At 74.9% G+C, this 25,486-nt stretch carries 3 protein-coding genes; all 3 read left to right on the forward strand.

From position 1 onward, the window contains the following. Positions 1–22 precede the first annotated feature (22 nt). Positions 23–10,978, forward strand: coding sequence for a type I polyketide synthase (locus QSK20_RS12155; protein ID WP_285788704.1), 10,956 nt, complete (start codon positions 23–25; stop codon positions 10,976–10,978). A gap of 75 nt (positions 10,979–11,053) precedes the next feature. Continuing rightward, entirely contained in the window at positions 11,054–16,006 is a 4,953-nt protein-coding gene (locus QSK20_RS12160) for a type I polyketide synthase (protein ID WP_502888889.1), read from the forward strand. 66 nt (positions 16,007–16,072) lie between these two features. Next, positions 16,073–25,477 (forward strand): type I polyketide synthase, encoded by a 9,405-nt coding sequence (locus QSK20_RS12165; protein WP_285788706.1) that lies wholly within the window; start codon positions 16,073–16,075, stop codon positions 25,475–25,477. Positions 25,478–25,486 lie beyond the last annotated feature (9 nt).

Genomic DNA, 25,486 nt, shown 5'->3' on the forward strand with positions numbered 1-25,486 from the left:
CAACACAAGGAGTGGGCGGTCCATGGCTAACGAGGCGAAGCTTCTCGACTACCTCAAGCGGGTCACCGCCGACCTGCACCAGGTGCGGCAGCGGCTGCGCGAGGTGGAGGCCGGCGAGCAGGAACCGGTCGCCATCGTCTCCATGAGCTGCCGCTTCCCGGGCGGTGTCCGGACGCCGGAGGACCTGTGGGAGGTGGTCGCGTCCGGACGGGACGTGATCTCCGACTTCCCGGAGGACCGGGGCTGGGACCTCGCCTCCCTGTACGACGGTGACCAGGAGCAGGGCGGTCCCGGCACGACGTACACGGCGCGGGGCGGCTTCGTCCACGACCTGCCCGACTTCGACCCGGGCTTCTTCGCCATCTCGCCCCGCGAGGCCCTGGCCATGGACCCGCAGCAGCGGTGGCTGCTGGAGACCTCCTGGGAGGTCCTGGAACGGGCCGGCATCGACCCACACTCGCTGAAGGGCAGCCGGACCGGTGTCTTCGCCGGCAGCACCGGCCAGGACTACGGCAGCGTGCTGATGGGCGCCGCGCAGGGCCTGGAGGGGCACCTGATGACCGGCAACGCCGGCAGCGTCGTCTCCGGCCGGATCGCCTACACGTTCGGCCTGGAAGGGCCGGCCGTCACCATCGACACCGCCTGCTCGTCCTCGCTGGTCGCCCTGCACCTCGCCGCCCAGGCGCTGCGCCAGCAGGAGTGCACCCTGGCCATCGTCGCCGGAGTCACCGCCATGTGCACCCCGGCCGCGTTCGTCGAGTTCTCCCGGCAGCGCGGTCTCGCCGCCGACGGCCGGTGCAAGGCGTTCGCCGCCGCCGCCGACGGCACCGGCTGGTCCGAGGGCGTCGGTGTCCTGCTGCTGGAGCGGCTCTCCGACGCCCAGCGCAACGGCCACCCGATCCTCGCCGTCGTCCGGGGCAGCGCGGTCAACCAGGACGGCGCGTCGAACGGCCTGAGCGCCCCGAACGGCCCCTCCCAGCAGCGCGCCATCCAGCAGGCCCTCGCCAACGCCGGCCTCGCCGCGGGCGGCGTCGACGTCGTGGAGGCGCACGGCACGGGCACCCGGCTCGGTGACCCGATCGAGGCGCAGGCGCTGCTGGCCACGTACGGGCAGGACCGGGGCGAGGCCGCCCCGCTGCTGCTCGGCTCGGTCAAGTCGAACATCGGGCACGCGCAGGCCGCCGCCGGGGTCGCCGGGGTCATCAAGATGGTGATGGCGATGCGGCACGGCGTGGTCCCGCCCACCCTGCACGTCGACGAGCCGTCCCCGCAGGTCGACTGGTCCGCCGGTGCCGTCGAACTGGTCACCGAGGCGACGCCGTGGCCGGCGGTGGACCGGCCGCGCCGGGCGGCGGTGTCGTCGTTCGGGGTGTCCGGCACCAACGCGCACACCATCCTGGAGCAGGCCCCCGCCCCCGCCCAGGTCGACGCCGCGCCGACCACGGTGGAGCGGCCGGTCGTGCCGGTGACGGTGTCGGCCCGCGACGCCGCCGCGCTCGCCGCCCAGGCCGGCAACTGGGCCGCCCGGGTCGCCGCCGACGAAACCCTGCGTCCCCTCGACGTGGCCTACTCGTCCGTGGTCTCCCGGTCCACCCTCGACCACCGGGCCGTGGTCGCCGCCACCAGCCGGGACGACCTGCTGGCCGGGCTGCGCGCCCTGGCGGCGGGGGAGCCGTCCGGCGCGGTGGTCGCCGGCCAGGTCGGGGGCCGGGGACAGCTCGCGGTGCTGTTCTCCGGTCAGGGCGCGCAGCGCGCCGGCATGGGCCGGGAGCTGTACGGCGCGTTCCCGGTGTTCGCGTCCGCGCTGGACGAGGTGTGCGGGCTGCTCGACCCGCTGCTGCCGCGTCCGCTGCGGGAGGTGCTGTTCGCCGGGGCGGGCACGCCCGAGGCCGAGTCGCTGGACCAGACCGTGTTCACCCAGGCCGGGTTGTTCGCGGTCGAGGTGGCGTTGTTCCGGCTGCTGGAGTCGTTCGGTGTCGCCCCGGACCTCGTGGGCGGCCACTCGATCGGCGAGGTCACCGCCGCGCACGTCGCGGGGGTGCTGTCCCTCGCCGACGCGTGCGCGCTGGTCGCGGCGCGGGGCCGGTTGATGCAGGCGTTGCCGGCCGGTGGTGGGATGCTCGCCGTCAACGCGGCCGAGGCGGACGTGCTGGCCTCCCTGGCCGGGCTGACCGACCGGGTCGGGATCGCCGCCGTCAACGGGCCGACGTCCGTCGTCGTGTCCGGCGCGGTCGAGGCGCTGGACGAGGTGGAGAGCGTCTGGACAGCGCGCGGGGCCCGCACCCGCCGGCTCGCCGTCAGCCACGCGTTCCACAGCCCGCTGATGGAGCCGATGCTCGCCGAGTTCCGCACCGTCCTGGCCGGGCTGACCTTCGCCGCTCCGGTGCTGCCGGTGGTGTCGAACGTGACCGGGGCGCTCGCCGACGGCGAGGAGATCCGGACGGTCGACTACTGGGTGCGGCATGTGCGGGAGGCGGTGCGGTACGGCGACGGGGTCACCGCGTTGCGGGCGGCCGGGGTGGACGTGTTCCTGGAGGTCGGTCCGCAGAGTGTGCTGACCGCGATGGCCGCCGACATCCTGCCCGGCGACGACGGCGTGGTCGCTGTTCCCACCCAGCGCAAGGACCGGCCCGAGGCCCACGCGCTCCTCGCCGCCCTGGCCGACCTGCACGTGCACGGCGTGCCGGTGACCTGGCAGCCCTGGTTCGCCGACACCGGCGCCACCCGGGTCGACCTGCCGACGTACGCCTTCCAGCGACAGCGCTACTGGCCGGAGGCCGGCGCCGGGTGGGCCGGGGACGTCACCGCGTTCGGCCTGCGCCCCGCCCACCACCCGCTGCTCGGCGCGGCCGTCGGGGTCGCCGACGCCGAAGGCTTCCTGTTCACCGGCCGGCTGGCCCGGCGTACCCACCCGTGGATCAGCGACCACGTCGTGTTCGACACCGTGCTGCTGCCCGGCACCGGCTTCGTCGAACTCGCCCTCCAGGCCGGCGCGCACGTCGGCGCGGACCACGTCCGGGAACTCACCCTGGAGTCGCCGCTGATCCTGCCCGAGACCGGCGGGGTCGACATCCAGTTGTGGATCGGCCCGGCCGACGAGACCGGCTGCCGGTCGGTGTCCCTGCACTCCGCCCCGGACGGCGAGCCCGCCGACGGCGCTCCCGGCGAGCGTGCCTGGACCCGCAACGCCAGCGGCGTACTCGCCAGCGGGCCGGCCGTGTCCGGCGGCCCCGCCGGCTGGTCCGACCTGACCGCCTGGCCGCCCGCCGGCGCCACCGAGGTGGCCACCGACGACCTGTACCTGAACCTCGCCGCCCAGGGCTACGACTACGGCCCGTCCTTCATCGCGCTGCGCTCGGCCTGGCGGCGCGGCGAGGACCTCTTCGCCGAACTGGTCCTCCCGGAGACGCCCGCCGCCGAGGCCGGCGGCTACGGTCTGCACCCGGCGCTGCTCGACGCGGCCCTGCACACCCTCGGCCTCACCCCGCCCGGCGGCGCTCCGACCGGGGCGGACATCCCGCCCGGCTACGGCCGGCTGCCGTTCTCCTGGAACGACGTCGCCCTGCACGCCGCCGGCGCGGCGGCGGCCCGGGTCCGCGTCACGCACACTGGCACCGACAGCATCTCCCTGCTGCTGGCCGACGTCACCGGCACCCCGATCATCTCCGTCGGCTCTCTCGTGCTGCGGCCGGTCTCCGCCGACCAGCTCCGCACCGCCGGTGGTGGCGGGGCCGAGTCGCTGTACCGGATCGACTGGACCCCGCTGGCCGCACCCGCCGGGCCGTCCACCGCCGCGTGGGCGGTCCTCGGCGACACCGACCTCGTCGGGGCCGTCGCCGCCACCGGTACCGCTGTGGCGGCGTACCCCGACATGGCCGCCCTGTGCGACGCCATGGACGACGGGTCGGACGCCCCCGACGTGCTGGTCGTGCCGTTCCCCGCGCCGGCAGCCGGCACGGACGTGCCGCGGGCGGTCGCCGAGGCCACCCACCGGGCGCTCGCCGTGCTCCAGCAGTTCCTCGCCGACGACCGGCTCGACGCGGCCAGACTGGTCGTGCTGACCCGGGGCGCGGTCGCCACCGACCGGGACACCGACCTGACCGACCTGGCCGGCGCGGCGATCATCGGTCTGGTCCGCTCCGCGCAGTCGGAGAATCCGGGCCGGTTCGTGCTCGTCGACGTCGACGACGTCGCCGGCTGCGCCGCCGCCCTGGTGCCGGCGGTCGCCGACACCGACGAACCGCAGGTGGTCATCCGCTCCGGCGTCGCGGCCGGGGCCCGGCTCACCCGCGTACCTGCCCCGGCCGAGCCGCCCGTCGCGCCGTTCGACGGCGACGGGACCGTCCTGATCACCGGCGCCACCGGCACCCTCGGCCAGCTCATGAGCCGGCACCTGGTGACCGTCCACGGCGTCCGGCACCTGATCCTCACCAGCCGGCGCGGCCGGGCCGCCAGCGGCGTCGCCGAACTCTGCGCCGACCTGGAGGCGCTCGGCGCCACCGTCACCGTCGCCGCCTGCGACGTCGCCGACCGCGACGCGGTGGCCGAACTGCTCGCCGGCATCCCCGACGCACACCCGCTCACCGCCGTCATCCACGCCGCCGGCGTCCGCGACGACGGCGTCATCTCCTCGCTCACCCCCGAGCGGATGGACGGCGTCCTGCGGCCCAAGGTCGACGCGGCATGGAACCTGCACGAGCTGACCGCCGACCTCGACCTGAAGGCGTTCGTCTCGTACTCGTCGCTCGCCGCCACCGCCGGTGGCCCCGGCCAGGGCAACTACGCCGCCGCCAACGCCTTCCTCGACGGCCTCGCCCACCACCGCAGGGCACACGGCCGCGCCGCGCTCACCCTCGCCTGGGGCCTCTGGGCCGACCGCAGCGGCATGACCACCGAGCTGGACGACGTCCACCTCAACCGGATCTCCCGCTCCGGTGTCGCCGCGATGGAGGCCGAGGAGGGGCTCGCCCTCTTCGACGCCGCCTGCCGCACCTCCGACGCCGCGCTCGTCCCCGCCCGCCTCGACCTGGCCGCCATGAAGGTCCAGTTCGCCGGCGGCACCGTCCCGCCGCTGTACCGGGCCCTGATCCGGTTGCCCCGCAGCGCGGCGGCCAGCACCGGCGCGTCGCTGGTGCAGCAGCTCGCCGCGCTCGGCGACGACGACCGGGTCACCGCGCTCGTCGAGATCGTCCGGGGCCAGGCCGCCGCCGTGCTCGGCTACCCCGACCCGGCCGCCATCGAACCGCGCCGGGCGTTCAACGAGTTCGGCTTCGACTCGCTCACCGCCGTCGAGATGCGCAACCGGCTCAACAACGCCTTCGGCATGCGGCTGCCGGCCACGCTGGTCTTCGACTACCCCAGCCCCTACGACCTGGCCGTCCACCTCGGCACCGAGATCGCCGGGACGCCCGTGCCGGTCCGGTCGGCGACCACCACCACGCCGGTACGCGACGACGAACCGCTGGCGATCATCGGCATGGCCTGCCGGCTGCCCGGCGGAGTGCGGTCCCCGGAGGACCTGTGGCGCCTCGTCGCCGACGGCGTCGACGCCATCTCCGACCTGCCCACCGACCGTGGCTGGGACCTCGACTCGCTCTACAGTCCCGACCCGGACACCCCCGGCACCTTCTACGCCCGGGGCGGCGGTTTCCTCGACGACGTCGACCGGTTCGACTCGGCGTTCTTCGGCATCTCACCGCGTGAGGCCCTGGCCATGGACCCGCAGCAGCGGCTGCTGCTGGAGACCACCTGGGAGACCTTCGAGTCCGCCGGCCTCGACCCGGCCACCATGCGCGGCACCAGCACCGGTGTCTTCGTCGGCACCAGCGGCCAGGACTACAGCAACCTGGTCGCGTACGCGGGGGAGGGCACCGAGGGGTACGCGCTGACCGGCCTCACCAGCAGCGTCATCTCCGGCCGGGTCGCTTACACGTTCGGGCTGGAGGGGCCGGCGGTCTCGCTCGACACCGCCTGCTCGTCGTCCCTGGTCGCCCTGCACTGGGCCGGCCAGGCGCTGCGCAGCGGCGAGTGCGACATGGCGCTCGCCGGTGGCGTGATGGTGATGACCACGCCGACCGCGTTCGTCGAGTTCTCCCGGCAGCGGGGTCTGGCCGCCGACGGACGGTGCAAGTCGTTCGCCGCGTCGGCGGACGGGACCGGCTGGTCCGAGGGCGTGGGCATGCTGCTGGTGGAGCGCCTCTCCGACGCCCGTCGCAACGGCCACCGCGTCCTCGCCGTCCTCCGCGGCTCGGCGATCAACCAGGACGGTGCCTCCAACGGCCTCACCGCCCCGAACGGCCCGTCGCAGCAGCGGGTGATCCGGGCGGCCCTCGCCTCGGCCCGGCTCTCCACCGCCGACGTGGACCTCATCGAGGCGCACGGTACGGGTACCACCCTGGGCGACCCGATCGAGGCGCAGGCGTTGTTGGCGACGTACGGGCAGGACCGGCCGGGGGATCGGCCGTTGCTGCTGGGGTCGATCAAGTCGAACATCGGGCACGCGCAGGCGGCTGCCGGTGTGGCGGGTGTGATCAAGGTGGTGCAGGCGATGCGGCATGGTGTGGTGCCGGCGTCGTTGCACGTGGACGAGCCGTCGCCGCACATCGACTGGTCGGCGGGTGCGGTGGAGCTGGTCACCGAGGCGCGGGCGTGGCCGGTGGTGGATCGGCCGCGTCGGGCGGCGGTGTCGTCGTTCGGTATCTCCGGGACGAACGCGCACGTGATCATCGAGCAGGCCGACGAGTCCGTCGAGGCGACCGAGACCCGTGACCCGGTACCGGGCCTGGCCCCCGACGGGGGCGTGACCGTCTGGCCGCTCTCCGCCCGGACGAAGACTTCCCTGGCCGGTCAGGCCGCCCGGCTCGCCGAGCACGTCCGCGTGTACGGCGACCTGGACCCGGCGGCGGTCGGCTGGTCCCTGGCGACCACCCGTGCCGTCCTCGACCAGCGTGCCGCCGTCGTCGGCACCGACACCGACGCGCTTCTCGCGGGCCTGGACGCCCTGGCGTCGGGCCTGCCGGCGGGGAACGTCGTCACGGGGCTGGCGGGCTCGTCCGCTGGTCCGGTGTTCGTGTTCCCGGGTCAGGGTGCGCAGTCGGCGGGGATGGCGGCCGGTCTGGTGGGCCGGGTGCCGGTGTTCGACGCGCGGTTGGCCGAGTGTCAGCAGGCGCTCGCCCCGTACCTGGACGTGGACCTGGTCTCCGTGTTGACCGGCGACGACGAGTCGTGGTTGGAGCGGGTGGAGGTCGTCCAGCCGGTGCTGTGGGCGGTGGGTGTCGCCCTGGCGGAGGTGTGGAAGCACGTCGGCGTCAGCCCGGCGGCCGTGATCGGTCACTCGCAGGGTGAGATCGGTGCGGCGTGTGTCGCCGGCATTCTGTCGCTGGAGGATGCGGCGAAGACGGTCGCCTTGCGTTCCCGGGCTCTGGCGGTGTTGCGGGGTACGGGCGCGATGGCGTCGGTGGACCTGTCCGCCGGGGCGGTCGCGGAGCGTCTGCCGTTGTTCCCCGGGGTCGGGGTGGCGGCGGTGAACGGTCCGTCGACGGTGGTCGTCTCCGGTCCGCCGCAGCCGGTGGCCGACCTGGTGGCGGCGTGTCAGGCCGACGGGGTGCGGGCCCGGGTGATCCCGGTGGACTACGCGTCCCACTCGGCGGCGGTGCAGGAGGTCGCCGAGCAGTTGCGCACGGATCTGGCCGACGTCACGCCCCGGGCTGGCCATGTCCGGCTGGTCTCCACGCTGACCGGGGAGTGGGTGGTCCCGGAGTCGATGGGGGCCGACTACTGGTACGAGAACCTGCGGCGGACCGTGCTGTTCGACCCGGCCGTGCGGGTGGCGGTGGCCGCCGGTCACACGACGTTCGTGGAGATCTCCCCGCATCCGGTGCTGACCATGCCGGTCACCGCGATCCTCGACGACGCCGGTGTCACCGGGCACACCCTCGGCACGTTGCGGCGGGGCGAGGACGACGCGACCCGGCTGCTGACCAGCCTGGCCACCGCGTACACGATCGGCCTGCCGGTCGACCTCGAGCAGGTGCTGGCGGAGACGGCGACCGTCGACCTGCCCACCTACGCGTTCGAGCACCAGCGCTACTGGGTCGACCTGCCCGTCGGCCCGGCCGGCGACGTCGCCTCCGCCGGACTTCAGGAGGCCGGTCACCCGCTGCTCAGCGCCACGGTGACCTTCCCGGACAACGAGCGGATGGTGTTCACCGGCCGCCTGTCGGTGCGCACCCACCCGTGGCTCGGCGAGCACCGGGTGATGAACGCGATCCTGCTGCCCGGCACCGCCTTCGTGGAACTCGCCGCCTACGCCGGTGAGCAGGCCGGCACGCCAACGGTGGAGGAGCTGACCCTGCTCGCCCCGCTCGTCCTGCCCGAACTCGGCTCCCTCCAGGTGCAGCTCACCGTCGGTGACCGGGACACGGACGGCCGCCGTACGGTGCAGTTCCACTCCCGCCCGTACCGGGACGGCTCCGACGAGATCCTCGCCGACGTGGCCTGGACCTGCCACGCCACCGGCCTGCTCGCCCCTCGCCCGGCCGAGCCGCCCGCGTTCGACCTGGGGGTCTGGCCGCCGCCCGGCGCGACCGCCGTCGACTCCAGCGTCTTCTACTCCGGGATCGAGGCGACCGTCTTCGGCTACGGCCCGGTCTTCCGGGGCCTGCGCGCCGCCTGGACCCGGGGCGACGAGGTCTTCGCCGAGGTCGAGCTGCCCGCCGCCCACCACGCCGAGGCCGGCCGCTTCGGGGTCCACCCGGCGCTGCTGGACGGCGCGTTGCAGGCCATGTCCATCGGCGGCTTCCTCGCCCGGATGGGCGACGGCGCCGACCCCGACGCCCCCCGGCTGCCGTTCGCCTGGACCGGGGTGACCCTGCTCGCCGCCGGGGCCACCGCCCTGCGGGTCCGGGTCGCCTCGGCCGGTGAGGTCGGGGTCTCCTTCCAGGTGGCCGACGCCACCGGCGCGCCGGTCCTGCACGCCGAGTCGCTGATCATGCGACGGGTCACCGGTGACGCCCTCGGCGCCGCGCGCTCCGGACGGCACGAGTCGCTGTTCCAGGTCGACTGGCCGGCGCTGCCCGTGCCCGCCGGCCCGGTGCCCGCCGCCACCGGCTGGGTGGTGGTCGGCGACGACCTGCCGCTCAGCGCCGCCTGCGAGTCGGCGGGCGTCCGGGTCCGCGCCGACCTCGACCCGGACACCCTCGGGGACCTGCTCGCCGGCGGTGAGCCGGCACCCGGGGCGGTGATCGTCCCGGTCGGCGGGGACGGGAACGAGACGGATCCCGCGCTCGCCGCGCAGGCGCGGGCCACCACCCACCGCGTGCTCGGCGCGGTGCGGGCCTGGCTCGCCGACGACCGGTTCGCCGACGCCCGGCTGGTGCTGGTCACCCGCGACGCCGTCGCCACCGGCGACCAGAGCGTGGTGAACCTGCGCCAGGCACCGGTCTGGGGTCTGCTGCGCGCCGCCCAACTGGAACACCCGGACCGGCTGCAACTGGTCGACCTCGACGCGGACCCGGACAGCGCCGCCGTGCTGGCCGCCGCGATCGGGTCCGGCGAGCCGCAGGTCGCGGTACGGGCCGGCCAGGTGCGCGTCCCCCGCCTCGGACGGGTGCCGGCCGGCGTGGAACTGCTGCCCGGCGGCATCGACCCGGACGGCACGGTGCTCGTCACCGGCGGCACCGGCGTGCTGGGTCGCCTCCTGGCCCGGCACCTCGCCACCACGCACGGCGTCCGGCACCTGCTGCTCGCCGGCCGGCGCGGTCCGGCCGCGGAGGGGATCGACGACCTGGTCGCCGAACTGGCTGCCCACGGTACGGAGGTGACCGTCGCCGCCTGCGACGCCGCCGACCCCGACGCGCTGACCGCGCTGCTCGCCGGGATCCCCGCCGCGCGCCCGCTCACCGCGGTGGTCCACGCGGCCGGCGTCCTCGACGACGGGGTGTTCGAGTCGATGACGCCGGAACGCCTCGACGCGGTGGCCGTACCGAAGACCGACGCGGCGTGGCACCTGCACCGGCTCACCGCCGACCGGGACCTCGCCGCCTTCGTGCTCTTCTCCTCGGCGGCGGCCACCCTGGGCAGTGCCGGACAGTCCAACTACGCCGCCGCGAACGCGTTCCTCGACGCGCTCGCCGCACACCGGCGGGCCCGGGGACTGGCCGGCATCTCGCTGGCCTGGGGCCTCTGGGAGCAGGCCAGCGGCATGACCGGTCACCTCGGTGACGCCGACGTGCGGCGGATGGCCGAACAGGGGGCGGCCGGACTCCCCACCGAGCAGGCGCTGCACCTCTTCGACGCCGCCTGGCGGCTGGACGCGGCCGCCGTCGCACCGATGCGGCTCGACGTCGGGACGTTGCGCGGACAGGCGGAGTCCGGGACCCTCGCCCCGATGCTCCGGGCCCTGGTCCGGGTGCCGCTGCGGCGTTCCGTCGACGGCACCGGCGCCGGTCCCGGCGGGGTGTCCCTCGGGCAGCGCCTGGCCGGCCTGGCCGAGCCGGAACGGCGCAAGGTGGTCCTCGACGTGGTCCGGGCGAACATCGCCGCCGTCCTCGGCCACGCCGGGGCCGACGCCATCGACCCGGGCCGGCTCTTCACCGAACTCGGTTTCGACTCGCTCACCGCCGTCGACCTCCGTAACCGGCTGAACGGCCTGTCCGGCCTCCGGCTGCCCGCCACGCTGGTCTTCGACTACCCGACGCCGACCGCGCTCGCCGAGAAGCTGGCCAGCGAGATCACCGCCGGGGAGGCCCCCTCCACCCAGCCCCTCTTCCAGGGCATCGACACGGTGGAGAGCCTGCTCACCACCATTCCGCTCGATTCGGCGACCCGGGAGCGGTTCACCACCCGGATGCGGGACCTACTGGCCAAGGCGACCGGCCTGGCCGACGGCCCCGCCGCCGAGGAGGAGCGGCCCGACCTCGAGTCGGCCAGCGACGACGAGATCTTCGACTTCATCAGCAAAGAGTTTGGAATCTCCTGAGATGACCGACCCCCGGATCGAGGCAGGTGCGGCCCGATGAGCGACGACGACAAGCTGCGGTACTTCCTCAAGCGGGTGACCGCCGATCTGCACGACACGAAGCGCAAGCTGCAGACCGTCGAGGCCCGCGACCAGGAACCCCTCGCCATCGTGTCGATGAGCTGCCGGTTCCCTGGCGGCGTCCGCTCGCCCGAGGACCTGTGGGACCTCGTCGCCGACAGCCAGGACGCCCTCACCGAGTTCCCCGACGACCGGGGCTGGGACCTGGAGTCGCTCTACGACCCCGACCCCGACAAGCCGGGCAAGAGCTACACCCGGGTGGGTGGGTTCCTCGACGGTGCCGGTGACTTCGACGCCTCCCTGTTCGGGATCTCCCCGCGCGAGGCCCTCGCGATGGACCCGCAGCAGCGACTGCTGATGGAGACGTCCTGGGAAGCGGTCGAGCGGGCCGGCATCGACCCGCTGTCCCTGCGGGGCAGCCAGACCGGCGTCTTCGTCGGGGTCACCACCTCCAACTACGGGATGGGTCTGCCGAACGTTCCCGAGGGCGTCGACATGTACCTCGGCACCGGCAACACCACAAGCGTCGCCTCCGGCCGGATCTCGTTCACCCTCGGCCTGAACGGCCCGGCGGTCACCGTCGACACCGCATGCTCGTCCTCCCTGGTCGCCCTGCACCTGGCGGCCACCGCGCTGCGCCGCCGGGAGTGCGACCTGGCCATCGCCGGTGGCGTCACCGTGATGGCCGCCCCCGGCGTCTTCGTCGTCTTCTCCCGGCAGCGTGGCATGTCCGTCGACGGGCGGTGCAAGGCGTTCGCGGCCGGCGCGGACGGCACCGGCTGGGGCGAGGGCGGCGGCGTGCTCGTCCTGGAGCGGCTCGCCGACGCGGAACGCAACGGCCACCCGATCCTCGCCGTGATCCGGGGCAGCGCCCTCAACCAGGACGGCGCGTCCAACGGCCTCACCGCCCCCAACGGCCCGTCGCAGCAGCGGGTCATCCGGCAGGCCCTCGCCAACGCCCGGCTCGGCACCGCCGACGTCGACATGGTGGAGGCGCACGGCACGGGCACCACCCTCGGTGACCCGATCGAGGCGCAGGCGCTCATCGCCACATACGGGCAGGACCGTCCCGCCGACCAGCCACTCTGGCTCGGCTCGGTGAAGTCGAACATCGGCCACACCCAGAGTGCCGCCGGAGTCGCCGGCATGGTGAAGATGGTGATGGCCCTGCGTAACGGCGTGATGCCGGAGACCCTGCACGTCGACGAGCCGTCCCCGCACGTGGACTGGTCCGCCGGGGCGGTCTCGCTGCTCACCGAACGCCGGCCGTGGCCGGAGCTGGACCGGCCCCGCCGGGGCGGGGTGTCCTCGTTCGGCGTGAGCGGCACCAACGCCCACGTGATCGTCGAGGAGTACCGGCCGTCCGCCACCGCCGCCCCCGAGCAGGCGGACAGGGACGACGCCGGAGCCACCGGGTCCGCGTACCGGCCCGGCCTGGTCGCGTCGGAGGTGACCGTGTGGCCGGTGTCCGCGCGGTCCCGGAGCGCGCTCGCCGGGCAGGCCGGCCGGCTGGCCGGGTACGTGCGCGCGAACGGTGACCTGGATCCGGCGGCGGTCGGCTGGTCCCTGCTGACCACCCGGTCGACCTTCGACCAGCGGGCCGTGGTCGTCGGCTCGGGTGTCGAGGAGCTGCTGTCGGGTCTGGACGCGGTGGCGTCGGGCCTGCCGGCGGGGAACGTGGTGCTGGGCACCGCCGCGGGCTCGTCCGCTGGTCCGGTCTTCGTGTTCCCCGGTCAGGGTGCGCAGTCGGCGGGGATGGCGGCCGGTCTGGTGGGCCGGGTGCCGGTGTTCGACGCGCGGTTGGCCGAGTGTCAGCGGGCGTTGTCGCCGTACCTGGACGTGGATCTCGTGTCGGTGTTGACCGGTGACGACGAGTCGTGGTTGGAGCGGGTCGAGGTCGTGCAGCCGGTGCTGTGGGCGGTGGGTGTCGCCCTGGCGGCGGTGTGGGAGCACGTCGGCGTCGCTCCGGCGGCGGTGCTCGGTCACTCGCAGGGTGAGATCGGTGCCGCGTGTGTGGCGGGGATCCTGAGTTTGGAGGATGCGGCGAAGACGGTCGCGCTGCGTTCCCGTGCTCTGGCGGTGTTGCGGGGTACGGGTGCGATGGCGTCGGTGGATCTCTCCGCCGACGGCATCGCGCAGCGGTTGCCGGCTTTCCCGGGTGTGGGTGTGGCGGCGGTGAACGGTCCGTCGACGGTGGTCGTCTCCGGTCCGCCGCAGCCGGTGGCGGACCTGGTCGAGGCGTGCCAGGCCGACGGGGTGCGGGCCCGGGTGATCCCGGTGGACTACGCGTCCCACTCGGCGGCGGTGCAGGAGGTCGCCGAGCGGCTTCGGACCGACCTGGCCGACGTCACGCCCCGGGCCGGGCATGTCCGGTTGGTGTCCACCCTCACCGGGGACTGGGTGGAACCGGAGAGCATGGGCGCCGACTACTGGTACGAGAACCTGCGGCGGACGGTGTTGTTCGATCCGGCCGTCCGGGTCGCGGTGGCCGCCGGTCACACCACGTTCGTGGAGATCTCCCCGCATCCGGTGCTGACCATGCCGGTCACCGCGATCCTCGACGACGCCGGTGTCACCGGGCACACCCTGGGGACGCTGCGGCGGGGTGAGGACGACGCGACCCGGCTGTTGACCAGTCTGGCCACCGCGTACACCGCCGGCCTGCCGGTCGACCTGCGGCAGGTGCTCGCCGAGACGGCGGCCGTCGACCTGCCCACCTACGCCTTCGACCACCAGCGCTACTGGCTGGACGGTAGCGGCGGGCCCGACCTGGAGAGCCTGAGCCAGGGTGCCGTGGACCCCGGCGACGCCGGCTTCTGGGCGGCCGTGGAACGCGGCGACCTGGCTGCGCTCGCCAACGTGGTCACCCCCGCCGACACCCCCGCCGAGCAGACCGCCGACGCGCTGCGGCCCGTCCTGCCGCTGCTCACCTCGTGGCGGCGGCAGCGACGCCGGCAGTCCGACATCGACAGCTGGCGCTACCAGGACACCTGGCGGCCACTGACCGGCGTCGCCAACCGGGGCATGCGCGGCACCTGGGTCGTGGTGATGCCGACCGGAGAGTTCGTCGAACCCTGGCAGGACGCCTCCGTCGAGGCGATCACCGCAGCCGGCGCGGACGTGGTGCCGATCCCGGTCAGCACCAGCGACGTCGACCGCGACCAGCTCGGCAAGCTCCTGCGGGAGGCCCTCGCCACCCGTGCCGGCGCCGACGACGGGCCCGCCGAGGTGGCCGGCGTGGTGTCGCTGCTCGCCTTCGACGAACTGGTCCACCCGCTGTACCTCTCCGTGCCCGGCGGCTACGCCGCCACCGTCGCGCTCTTCCAGGCCCTCGGCGACATCGGCCTGACCGCCCCGATGTGGAGCATCACCTCGGGTGCCGTCTCCGTCGGTCGCGCCGACCAGTTGCGCGCGCCGATGCAGGCGCTGGTCTGGGGATTCGGCCGGGTCGCCGCGCTGGAGCACCCGGAACGCTGGGGCGGCCTCGTCGACCTGCCCGAGGCGGTCGAGGGACGCTACGCCGACCTGCTCGTCGCGGCCCTCACCACCGCCGGCGAGGAGGACCAGATCGCCGTCCGCCCCAGCGGACTGCTCGGCCGCCGCCTCACCCGCGTCCCGCTCGGCGACAGCCAGCCCGCCAACCCGTGGGAGCCCTCCGGGACGGCCCTGGTCACCGGTGGTACCGGTGCCCTCGGTGGGCACGCCGCCCGCTGGTTGGCCCGCAGCGGCGTGGAGAACATCATCATCGCCAGCCGGCGCGGGATGGCCGCCCCGGGCGCCCAGCAGCTGGTCGACGACATCACCGCCCTCGGGGCCCGCGCCACCGTGGTCGCCTGCGACGCGTCCGACCGGGAGGCCCTGGCGGAGCTGATCGACGGCATCCCCGACGAGCAGCCCCTCACCACCGTCGTGCACGCCTGCGCGGTGCTGGACGACGCCCTGATCAACGACATCCGGATCGACCAGATCGAACGGGTCCTCAAGGCCAAGGTCGACGTCGCGTACCACCTGCACGAGCTGACGCTGGGCCTGGACCTCTCCGCGTTCGTCATGTTCTCGTCCTTCGCCGGCACCGTGGCCAGCTCGGGCGTCGGCAACTACGCGCCGAGCAACGCCTTCCTCGACGCGCTCGCCCAGCACCGGCGTGCCCTCGGCATGCCCGCCACCTCCATCGCCTGGGGCGCCTGGGCCGGCGGCGGCATGGCCGACGGCCCGTTCGGTGAGCTGCTGCACCGGCACGGCGTCCCGGAGATGCCTCCGGAGGCCGCGATCACCGCGCTGCACCAGGCGGTGGACCACGGGGAGCCGGCCCTCACCATCGCCGACATCGCCTGGGACCGGTTCGCCGTCGCCTTCACCGCGACCCGTCCCGGCCCGCTGATCAGCGACCTGCCGGACGTCCGCCGGCTCAAGGCCACCGAACACGTCGCCGCCGGCGTCGAGGTGCCCGACGGCCCCGACTCGTTGCGGGACCGGCTCGCCGGGCTGCCCGCCGCCGACCGGATGGCCGTGCTGCTCGGGCTGGTCCGGGGCCAGGTCGCCGCCGTGCTCAACTACGCCTCGGCGGAGTCGGTCGACGAGCACCGGGCGTTCCGGGAACTGGGCTTCGACTCGGTGACCGCGGTCGAGCTGCGTAACCGGCTCGGCACGGCGACCGGAGTGGCCCTCCCGGTCACGCTGGTCTTCGACTACCCGACCCCGACCACGCTGGCGGAGTACCTCTTCGCCGAGGTGGCCCAGGAGGACGTGGTGACCCCGACCGTGCTCCTCGACGACCTCGACCGCATCGCCGACAGCCTCGACGTGGTGGCGGGTGACGAGGCGGCGCGGATCCGGGCCACCGTCCGCCTCCAGGCGATGCTCTCGCGGCTCGGTCAGGGCGGGGGCGGTGACATCGGCCGGCACCTCGACGACGCCACCGACGACGAACTGTTCGCCATGGTCGACAAGGACCTCGGGATCTCCTGACCGCACCCGGCTCTCCCCGCCACCCACCCCGGCTCTCTCCGTCCCCTGCGAGGAAGCGGCTCCGACATGGGCAATGAAGACAAGCTCCGCGACTACCTCAAGCGGGTCATGGCTGATCTCCACGACACCCGCCGACGGCTCAGCGAGGTCCAGTCCCAGGAACTGGAGCCGGTGGCGATCGTGGCGATGAGCTGTCGGCTGCCCGGCGGGGTGCGCAACCCGGACGAGCTGTGGGAGCTGCTGCGGGTGGGCCGGGACGCCGTCACGTTGTTCCCCGACGACCGGGGCTGGGACCTGGAGCGGCTCTACCACCCCGACCCGGACAACCCGGGCACCTCCTACGCCCGGGAGGGCGGGTTCATCGACGGGGCCGGGGACTTCGACGCCCGCTTCTTCGGCATCTCGCCCCGCGAGGCCCTCACCATGGACCCGCAGCAGCGGCTCCTGCTGGAGACGGCCTGGGAGGCGGTCGAGTCCGCCGGCATCGACCCCGCCTCGCTGCGCGGCAGCCGGACCGGAGTCTTCGTCGGCACCAACGGGCAGGACTACGGCACCCTGCTGATGATGTCGCCCGACGGGGACGAGGGCCACTCGATGACCGGAGGCGCGGCGGCCGTCGCGTCCGGGCGGGTGTCGTACACGCTGGGACTGGAGGGGCCGGCGGTGTCGATCGACACGGCCTGCTCCTCCTCCCTCGTGGCGTTGCACCTCGCCGTGCAGGCGCTCCGGGCGGGGGAGTGCGAGCTGGCCCTCGCCGGTGGCGTCACCGTGATGGCGACGCCCGGTCTCCTGGTCGGCTCCAGCCGGCAGCGTGCCCTGTCACCCGACGGCCGGTGCAAGTCGTTCTCCGCCACCGCCGACGGGGCCGGCTTCTCCGAGGGCGTCGGCTGGCTGCTGGTGGAGCGGCTGTCGGACGCCCGTCGCAACGGCCACCGGGTCCTGGCGGTCGTCCGGGGCAGCGCGGTCAACCAGGACGGCGCGTCGAACGGGCTGACCGCCCCCAACGGGCCGGCGCAGCAGCGGGTGATCAGCCAGGCCCTCGCCTCGGCCCGGCTCTCCACCGCCGACGTGGACCTGATCGAGGCCCACGGCACCGGTACCCGCCTCGGTGACCCGATCGAGGCGCAGGCCCTCCTCGCCACGTACGGGCAGGACCGGGACGACGCCAACCCGGTGCTGCTGGGCTCGGTGAAGTCGAACCTCGGGCACACCCAGGCCGCAGCCGGTGTGGCGGGTGTGATCAAGGTGGTGCAGGCGATGCGGCATGGTGTGGTGCCGGCGTCGTTGCACGTGGACGAGCCGTCGCCGCACATCGACTGGTCGGCGGGTGCGGTGGAGCTGGTCACCGAGGCGCGGGCGTGGCCGGTGGTGGATCGGCCGCGTCGGGCGGCGGTGTCGTCGTTCGGTATCTCCGGGACGAACGCGCACGTGATCATCGAGCAGGCCGACGAGTCCGTCGAGGCGACCGAGACCCGCGACCCGGCTCCGGGACTGGTCGGCGCGGACGTGACCGTCTGGCCCGTGTCGGCTCGGACGACGAACGCCCTCGCTGGTCAGGCCGCCCGCCTCGCCGCGCACGTACGCGCGCAGGACCACGTGGACGTCGCGGCGCTGGCCTGGTCCCTGGCGACCACCCGCGCCAGCCTCGACCAGCGGGCGGTGGTCGTCGGTACGGGCGAGGCGGACCTCCTCGCGGGTCTGGACGCGCTGGCGTCGGGCCTGCCGGCGGGGAACGTGGTCCGGGGTACCGCCTCGAACTCCGGTCCGGTGTTCGTGTTCCCCGGTCAGGGTGCGCAGTCGGCGGGGATGGCGGCCGGTCTGGTGGGCCGGGTGCCGGTGTTCGACGCGCGGTTGGCCGAGTGTCAGCGGGCGTTGTCGCCGTACCTGGACGTGGACCTGGTGTCGGTGTTGACCGGTGACGACGAGTCCTGGTTGGAGCGGGTCGAGGTCGTCCAGCCGGTGCTCTGGGCGGTCGGTGTCGCCCTGGCGGCGGTGTGGGAGCACGCGGGTGTGGCTCCCCAGGCGGTGCTCGGTCACTCGCAGGGTGAGATCGGCGCGGCGTGTGTGGCGGGGATCCTGTCGCTGGAGGACGCGGCGAAGACGGTCGCGCTGCGGTCGCGTGCCCTGGCGGTGCTGCGCGGGACGGGTGCGATGGCGTCGGTGGACCTCTCCGCCGAGGGGATCGCGGAGCGTCTGCCGGCGTTCCCGGGTGTGGGTGTGGCGGCGGTGAACGGTCCGTCGACCGTCGTCGTGTCGGGTCCGCCGCAGCCGGTCGCGGACCTGGTGGCGGCGTGTCAGGCCGACGGGGTGCGGGCCCGGGTGATCCCGGTGGACTACGCGTCGCATTCGCCTGCGGTGCAGGAGGTCGCCGAGCGGTTGCGCACGGATCTGGCCGACGTCGCGCCCCAGGCGGGTCACGTGCGTCTCGTCTCCACGTTGACCGGGGAGTGGGTTGTCCCGGAGAGCATGGGTGCGGACTACTGGTACGAGAACCTGCGGCGGACGGTGCTGTTCGATCCGGCCGTGCGGGTGGCGGTGGCCGCCGGTCACACGACGTTCGTGGAGATCTCCCCGCATCCGGTGCTGACGATGCCGGTGACCGGGATCCTCGACGACGCCGGTGTCACCGGCCACACCATCGGCACGTTGCGGCGGGGTGAGGACGACGCGACCCGGCTGTTGACCAGTCTGGCCACCGCGTACACGATCGGCCTGCCGGTCGACCTGCGGCGGGTGCTGGCCGGCACGGCGACGGTCGACCTGCCCACCTACGCCTTCGACCACCAGCGCTACTGGCCGGCACCGCCGATCTTCGACCACCAGGACGACGGGGAGCCGGACCTCGACCGGTGGCGCTACCGGGTCACCTGGGCGGCGCTGCCCGACCTGCCGCTGACCCGGCTCTCCGGCACCTGGCTCATCCCGATCCCCGCCGCGCTGGCCGAGGACCCGTTGGTCGCCGGCGTGCTGGGCGCGCTCGGCAACGTCGGCGCGGACGTCGTACCGGTGCGGCTGGACGTGACCGACGAGCAGCCGGTGTTCGCCGAGCGGCTGCGCGCGGCCCTCCCCACCGACGGGCCCGCCGCCGTGCTCTCCCTGCTCGGCCTCGACGAACGGGCCCACCCGGAGCACCCGGCGACCCCGCTCGGCGTCACCGGGACCGCCCACCTGGTGCAGGCGCTCGGCACGCTGGGCGTGGAGGCCCCGCTGTGGTGCGCCACCCGGCAGGCCGTCACCGTCGGTGCCGGAGACGGGCCGCCCACCCCGGCAGGCGCCGCCGTCTGGGGACTCGGCCGGGCGGTCGCGCTGGAACACCCCGGTCGTTGGGGCGGACTGGTCGACCTGCCGGCCGACCTCGACCCGGGAACGGGCGCGCGCCTCTGCGCGGTCCTCGGCGACAGCGGCGGCGAGGACCAGATCGCCGTCCGGGACACCGGCGTCCTCGTCCGCCGCCTCACCCGGATCACCGAGCCCGAGCCGGCCACCACCGACGCCGAGGACGGCGGCTGGCGGATGCGCGGCACCGTGCTGATCACCGGCGGGACCGGCGGTCTCGGTGGACACATGGCCCGCTGGGCGGCCCGCTCCGGCGCGGCGCACGTCCTGCTGGCCAGCCGACGCGGCCCGGACGCGCCGGGCGCCGCCGACCTCGCGGCGGAGCTGACCGACCTCGGGGTCCGCGTCACCGTGGCACCCTGCGACGTCACCGACCGGGCGCAGCTCGCCGCCCTGCTGGCGGCCACGCCCGAGGACGCCCCGCTCACCGCCGTGCTGCACACCGCCGCCGTCCTCGACGACGGCATCGTCGACACCGCCACCCCGGCCCGGCTGCACACCGTCGCCGCGCCCAAGTCCGCCGCCGCCGAGCACCTCGACGAGCTGACCCGGGACCTCGACCTCGACGCCTTCGTGCTGTTCTCCTCCGTCGCCGGCACCACCGGCAACGCCGGGCAGGGCGCCTACGGGGCGGCGAACGCCCACCTCGACGCCCTGGCCGAGCGGCGTCGTGCCGAGGGGCTTCCCGCGCTCTCCGTCGCCTGGGGCGCATGGAGCGGGGCGGGCCTGCCCGCCGAGAACGAGCGCGCCCGGCAGCGGCTCCAGCGCGGCGGCATGACCGCCATGGACCCCGACCTCGCCGTGGAGGCGCTGGCCCGGGCCCTGCGTCGCGGCGAGACCACCACGGTGATCGCCGACATCGACTGGGCCCGGTTCGCCCCGGCGTTCGCCCTGGTCCGGCCCAGCCCGCTGATCGGCGACCTGCCCGAGGTGCGGCAGCTCGTCCGGCCGGCGGACCAGCCGGCCGAGGCGACCGAGCAGACGCCGTCGTCGGCGCTCGCCCAGCGGCTCGCCGGACTCGACCCGGCCGAGCGGAACGCGGAACTGCGGGACCTGGTCCGGCAGTGCGCGGCAACCGCCCTCGGCTACGGGGCGGCCGACGACGTCCCCGCCACCCGTCCGTTCCGCGATCTCGGCCTGGACTCGCTGACCGCGGTGGACATGCGCAACCTTCTCGCCACCGCGACCGGTCTGCGGCTGCCGGCCACCCTCGCCTTCGACTACCCGAACCCGACGGTGCTCGCCGCGCATCTCGACGAGCTGCTCACCGGGAACACCGTCGACACCACCGCGCCCGTCACGGCGGCCGTGTCCGACGAACCCATCGCCATCGTCGCGATGAGCTGCCGTTTCCCGGGCGGGGCGGACACCCCCGAGCGGCTGTGGCAGCTGCTCGCGGCCGGGGGCGACGCGGTCGGGGAGTTCCCCACCGACCGGGGCTGGGACCTGGACCGGCTCTTCGACGCCGACCCCGCCAACGAGGGCACCAGCTACGCCCATGAGGGCGCCTTCGTGCCCGGGGCCGCCGAGTTCGACCCCGGCTTCTTCGGCATCAGCCCGCGTGAGGCCCTCGCCATGGACCCGCAGCAGCGGCTGCTGCTGGAGACCTCCTGGGAGGCGATCGAGCGGGCCGGCATCGACCCGCAGGGCCTGCGGGGCAGCCTGACCGGCGTCTTCGTCGGCACCAACTACCAGGACTACCGCAACCTGATGATCGGGGCCGAGGGCGCCGAGGGCCACCTGATGACCGGCAACGCCGGCAGCGTGCTCTCCGGTCGGGTGTCCTACACCCTGGGGCTGGAGGGTCCGGCCGTCTCGGTGGACACCGCCTGCTCCTCGTCGCTGGTGGCGCTGCACTGGGCCTGCCAGGCGCTCCGCTCCGCCGAGTGCTCGCTCGCGCTGGTCGGCGGCGTCACCGTGATGGCCACTCCCGGCGTGTTCGTCGGCTTCAGCCGGCAGCGGGGGCTGGCCCCGGACGGTCGGGTCAAGGCGTTCGCCTCGGCCGCCGACGGGACGAGCTGGGGTGAGGGCGCCGGCATGCTCCTGGTGGAGCGGCTCAGCGACGCCCGCCGCAACGGCCACCCCGTGCTCGCGGTGATCCGGGGCAGCGCGGTCAACCAGGACGGCGCGTCCAACGGGCTCACCGCCCCGAACGGTCCCGCCCAGCAGCGGGTCATCCGGCAGGCCCTGGCCAACGCCCGGCTCACCGCGGCCGACGTGGACGCCGTCGAGGCGCACGGCACCGGCACCCGGCTCGGCGACCCGATCGAGGCGCAGGCGCTGCTCGCCACGTACGGGCAGGACCGGCCGGACGACCGTCCGCTCTGGCTCGGCTCGGTCAAGTCGAACATCGGGCACACCCAGGCCGCCGCCGGGGTCGCCGGGATCATCAAGATGGTCCTGTCCCTGCGCAACGGCTACCTGCCGCCGACCCTGCACGTCGACGAACCCACCGACCAGGTGGACTGGGAAGCCGGCGCGGTCGAACTGCTCACCGAGGGCCGGCCCTGGCCGCTGACCGGCCGACCGCGTCGGGCCGCCGTGTCCTCCTTCGGGATCAGCGGCACCAACGCCCACACCATCCTCGAACACGTCCCGGAACCGGCGGTGCCCGTCGTGTCCCCGGCCGAGCTGCCGGTGGTGCCGGTGCTGCTGTCCGCGCGGACCGCCGGGGCGCTGGCCGCGCAGGCCGACCCGTGGGCCGACCGGCTCACCGGGCCGGAGGCCGCGCCGCTGGTCGACGTCGGCTGGTCGTCCGTGGTGTCCCGGGCGGTCCTGGACCACCGGGCCGTCGTCCTCGCCGCCGACCGGCGGGAGCTGCGGGCCGGGCTGCGGGCGTTGGCACACGGCGACGACTCCCCGCTGCTGGTCACCGGGGTGGCCACCGGGACGCCGAAGGTGGCGTACCTCTTCTCCGGGCAGGGGGCGCAGCGTCCCGGGATGGGCCGGGAGCTGGCCGGGGCGTACCCGGTCTTCGCCGCCGCCCTGGACGAGGTCTGCGCGGTCCTCGACCCGCATCTGCCGCGACCGCTGCGCGAGGTGATGTTCGCCGAGGCCGGCACGGCCGAGGCCGACCTGCTGGACCGGACCGAGTTCACCCAACCGGCGATCTTCGCCGTCGAGGTGGCGCTGTTCCGGCTGCTCACCGACTGGGGCCTGCGCCCCGACGCGGTCGCCGGCCACTCCATCGGGGAGTTCGCCGCCGCTCACGCCGCCGGGGTGCTCACCCTGGCCGACGCCGCCGAACTGGTCGCCGCCCGGGGACGGCTCATGCAGGCGCTCCCGGACGGTGGGGCGATGTTCGCCGTCGCCGCCGGTGAGGCCGACGTGCTCGCCAGCCTCGGGGACCGCGCCGACCGGGTCTGCGTGGCCGCCGTGAACGGTCCCCGCGCGGTGGTGCTCTCCGGAGCGGCCGACGCCGTCGACGAGGTGGCCGCCGAGTGGGCAGCGCGGGGCGTCCGGACCCGCCGGCTGGCGGTCAGTCACGCCTTCCACAGTGCGCTGATGGACCCGGTGCTCGACGACCTCGCCGCCGTCGCCGCGCGACTGTCCCACCACGCGCCGACCGTGCCGCTGGTCTCCACGGTCACCGGCGCGCCGGTCGACGCGACGGAGCTGGGCACGCCGGGATACTGGGTGCGGCACGCCCGGGGCGCGGTGCGCTTCGCCGACGCGGTCACCGCCCTGCGCCGGCAGGGCTGCACCGGGTTCCTGGAGGTCGGTCCGGACGGGGTGCTGACCGCCCTCACCCAGGCCGTCCTCGCCGACGGCGGGTCGGCCGACGACCGGTCCGCCCTGGTGGTGCCGACCCTGCGCCGGGACCGGCCCGAACCGGTCGCCCTGCTGCGGGCGGTCGCCACGCTGCACGTGCACGGCTGGTCGCCGCAGTGGCCGGCCCTCTATGCCGACGCCGCGCCGCAGCTCGCCGACCTGCCCACGTACGTCTTCGACCGGCAGCGGTTCTGGCCCGAGCCGCCCGCCTGGCTCACCGCCGCGCTCGACGACCGCACCGAGACCGACAGCCGGTTCTGGGCGGCGGTGGAGGCCGAGGACTTCGACTCGCTCCTGCGTGAGCTGGACGTGGAGCGGGACCAGCCGTTCGGCACGGTGCTGCCGGCCCTGTCCGCCTGGCGGCGGCGCGGGCGGGAACGCTCCCTGGTGGACGGTGCCCGCTACCGGGAGGTCTGGCAGCCGCTGGCCGCACCGACCACACCTCCGGCGACGTCGACGGAGCGGTGGCTGGTGCTGCTGCCCGCGGCCCTGGCCGCCGACCCCGGGCTGGACGCCTGTGTCCGGGCGCTCGGCGCGGACGTGACGACCGTGTCCGTGGACACCGCCGCCGAGCCGGACGAGCTGGCCGGTTTCCTGTCCGACGCGCTCGCCGCCACCGACCGGCCCCGGTCGATCCTGTCCTTCCTCGGCCTGGACGACGCGGCGCACGCCGAGCATCCGGCGCTGCCGCGCGGCCTCGCCGCCACCGTGCAGCTCCTCCAGACGATGACCGACCTCGACGTGGCGGCCCGGCTCTGGTGCGCCACCCGGGGCGCGGTCGGCGTCGCCGACGGCGACGCGCCGGCCAGCCCCCGGCAGGCCGCGCTCTGGGGACTCGGCCGGGTGGCGGCGCTGGAGCAGTCCACCCGCTGGGCCGGCCTGGTCGACCTGCCCGCCACGGTCGACGACCCGACGGCGGACCGGATCGCCGCCCTCATCGGCGACGGGGCCACCGAGGACCAGGTGGCCGTCCGCGCCGACGGGGTGTTCGTGCGCCGCCTCGCCCCCGCCGTCACCGCCGGGGAACCCGAGCCGTGGCAGCCCCGGGGCACCGTGCTGGTCACCGGCGGCACCGGCGCGCTCGGCGGGCACGTGGCCCGCTGGGTGGCCACCGCCGGAGCCGAACGGGTCGTGCTGACCAGCCGGCGTGGCACCGACACGCCCGGCGCCGCCGAGCTGCTGGCCGAACTGGCGGCGCTCGGCACCGACTGCCGGGTGGTCCGCGCCGACGCCGCCGACCGGGCCGCGATGACCGCGATCCTCGCCGACCTGCGTCGGGAGGGTCCGCCGCTGCGGGCGGTGGTGCACGCCGCCGGGGTCAGCGAGGTGGTGCCGCTGGCCGAGACCACCCTGGAGGACCTGGCGTACGTCATCGGCCCGAAGCTGGTCGGCGCGGAGCTGCTCGACGAACTGCTCGACGGCGTCGAGCTGGACGCGTTCGTGCTCTTCTCGTCGATCGCGGCGGTGTGGGGCAGCGGCGGGCAGGGCGCGTACGCGGCCGGCAACGCCTACCTGGACGCGTTCGCCCTCCGGCGGCGGGCCCGGGGACTCCCCGCCACGTCGGTGGCGTGGGGCCCGTGGACCGAGTCGGGCATGTTCGACGACACCGCGCCGGAGCAGCTGCGCCGCCGGGGCCTGCGGGTGATGCCGCCCGGTGTGGCGATGGCCGGGCTGCGGCACGCCCTCGACGCCGGGGACACCTGCGTCACCGTCGCCGACGTCGACTGGGCCACCTTCCACCCGCTGTTCACCGCGCTGCGGCCCAGCCCGCTCCTGGCCGACCTGCCGGCCGTCCGGGAGCTGACCGCCGGTCCCGCCGAGCCGGTCGGCGCACCCGCGACCGTCGGCCGGGACCTGCTCGCCGAGCTGCGCCCGCTGCCCGCTGCCGAGCGGCGTGGCACCCTGCTGGAGATGGTCCGGGTGGCCGCCGCGAAGGTCCTCGGCCACGCCACGGCGGACGCCGTCGACACCGAGCGGGGGTTCCTGGACCTCGGGTTCGACTCGCTGACCGCCGTGGAGCTGCGCAACCTGCTCGGCGCGGAGACCGGGCACGAGCTGTCCACCACGGTCGTCTTCGACTACCCGACCCCGGCCGACCTCGCCGGCCACCTGTACGAGGAGCTCTTCGGCGACGAGGAAGCGCCGATCGACGGCGGCGACGAGGAGACGGTCCGGCGGGTCCTCACCGCGATCCCGCTGGACCAGCTGCGCCAGGCCGGCCTGCTCGACGCGTTGCTGCGGCTCGGCCGGGACACCGCCGCCCCGGAGCCGGCCGTCGCCGTGCCGGCCGCCGCGGAGACCGAGATCCGTGACCTCGACGTCGCCGATCTGGTCCGGCTGGCCCTCGAAGGCTCCGACTCGTGAACCGGCCGG

The organism is Micromonospora sp. NBRC 101691, from assembly GCF_030269285.1.
Classification (GTDB): Bacteria; Actinomycetota; Actinomycetes; order Mycobacteriales; family Micromonosporaceae; genus Micromonospora; species Micromonospora echinospora.

Bases quoted from the DNA above. Each gene is read 5' to 3' on its own strand.
- QSK20_RS12155 (WP_285788704.1), top strand. From the start codon at position 23: ATGGCTAACGAGGCGAAGCTTCTCGACTACCTCAAGCGGGTCACCGCC.
- QSK20_RS12165 (WP_285788706.1), top strand. From the start codon at position 16,073: ATGGGCAATGAAGACAAGCTCCGCGACTACCTCAAGCGGGTCATGGCT.